Below are 2,067 nucleotides of genomic sequence, written 5' to 3'. Positions count from 1 at the left end.
CCCGTACCCCCGACCGGCGCCCGGCGCGGCCGTCCCGCCCGGGCCCGCGCCCGCCCGCGCCGCCGCGCCGCCGGCCGCGGTGGATCATGCGCACGGTCACCGCGCTGTCGGTCGTGGTGCTCGCCTCCGCCGGGATCGGGCACGCCGTGCTCAGCGGGCTCGACGACGACATCGCACGGGTCGACCCGTTCCGCGACATGAAGAACCGGCCCCGGGCCGGGCACGGCATGAACATCCTGCTGGTCGGCACGGACGGGCGGGACAGCATCGGCGAGGAGGAACGGCAGCGGTACCGGCTCGGCGGGGCGCCCTGCCACTGCACGGACACGATCATGATCGTGCACATCTCGGAGGACCGGGACCGCGCCAGCGTCGTCAGCCTGCCCCGCGACTCCTACGCCGAGACGCCCCCGCACACCGACCGGGTCAGCGGGCAGCGGCACAAGGGACACCCGCTGAAGCTGAACGCGGCCTACGCGGAGGGCGGGCCGCAGCTCACCGTGCGGACGGTGGAGAAGATGACCCGGGTGAAGATCGACCACTACCTGGAGGTCGACTTCGCCAGCTTCATGAAGACCGTCGACGTGGTCGGGGGTGTGGAGATCTGCACCGACCAGCGGCTGAAGGACAGCCACAGCGGGCTCGACCTGCCCCCGGGCCGGCACACCCTCAAGGGCGGCGAGGCCCTCCAGTACGTCCGCGCCCGGTACGTCGACGGGGGGTCCGACCTCAGCCGGATGCGGCGGCAGCAGCACTTCCTGGCGGCGCTGGTGGAGCGGGCCACCTCGTCCGGGATCCTGCTGAACCCGATGCGGTTCCGGGACGTCACCCGCGCGGTGCTCGGCTCGGTCCGCGCGGACGAGGGGTTCGGCACCGGCGAGCTGCTCGACCTGGGCCGGGCCATGCGGAACTTCTCGCCGTCGTCGTCGGAGTTCACCACCGTGCCCGTGGTGACACCGGGGCACGTGGTGAAGGGGATCGGCTCGACGCTGAAGTGGGACCCGGACAAGTCCGAGCGCCTCTTCGACGCGCTGCGCCGCGACGAGCCGCTGTCCACGCGGCCCTCCGCCGACGCGGCGCTGCGGGTGCCGGTCGACCCGAAGCAGATCCGTGTGCAGGTCGAGAACGGCACCCGCACGCCCGGCCTGGGCCGCCGCGTGGACGCGGCCCTGGCGGCGACCGGCTTCGCCACCACCCAGGCCCCCGTCAACGCCGACCGCCAGGACCACCGGCGCACGGTCGTCACCTACGACCCCCGCTGGGACCGCTCCGCGAAGTCCCTCGCGGCGGCCCTCCCCGGCAGCGAACTCCGCCCCGTGAAGGGCCAGGGCCCCACCCTGAAGGTCATCGCGGGCACAAACTTCGAAAAGGTCCGCAAGGTCCGCCCGAAGGACCCGGGCCAGGGAGAGTTCGGAGTCGTCCGCGGCGACGAGGTCAACTGCGGCACCTGACCTCCGCCACTGCGGAAGCCGTCCTGGAATCCCGCGGGCCCCCTCCCACACGGGGCACGTGAACACCCCCGTATCCGGCCGCTGGGCCCACCCGGCCGACTTCCAATCCGGTGCCTGCGGACGCATCCGGGCGGTGTTCGAGCTGAGCGGGCCGCCAGACGCCCTGGCGGCCCGCTCAGCTCACCAACTGCAAGGAGGGCGCTTCAGGGCACGGCACGTCCGTCGCCCCGCGCCGGAGCCGCAACCGCCGACTGGTGGCCCGGCGGGCCACTCGGGCCTCCCGACGACACCTGTCCTCCGCCAAGAGGCGCCCGTGGGCCAGGCATGCCTCTCGCCCGCGCCAGGCAGGGATTGCAGCGCCCGCGAACGCTCGACCCACCCGGCCCGGCGCCTCCGCGGGCGGTGTCGCAGGCACCCGGGCCGGGGACCTCTCGGTGGGCGGCGGGCGGTGCAGTCGGCGACGGGGCCCGCGGACCGCCGCCGGCCGGGGCGGGAGCCGGCCCGGCCGGCCCTCGGCCTACCCGGCCGGTGTCAGCGTGGGCGTAACTGAGTCAGGGACCCGGGGGTCGGGCATGTGGGCGGTGTTCGAGCGGGCCGGGGGCGTTCGCGCCCTGGG

General features: G+C 74.7%; 1 protein-coding gene. It reads left to right on the top strand.

The window, feature by feature from the left end; translation table 11 throughout:
- The coding region (locus tag CCN29_RS29485) for an LCP family protein (RefSeq protein WP_442538551.1) at positions 1–1,451 on the top strand (1,451 nt) is incomplete at its 5' end.
- Positions 1,452–2,067 lie beyond the last annotated feature (616 nt).

This window comes from Streptomyces pseudogriseolus, assembly GCA_002154585.1.
Taxonomy (GTDB): domain Bacteria; phylum Actinomycetota; class Actinomycetes; order Streptomycetales; family Streptomycetaceae; genus Streptomyces; species Streptomyces pseudogriseolus.
Note: the sequence above shows the minus strand (reverse complement) of the source record. Positions and strands in the feature narration are given on the sequence as shown.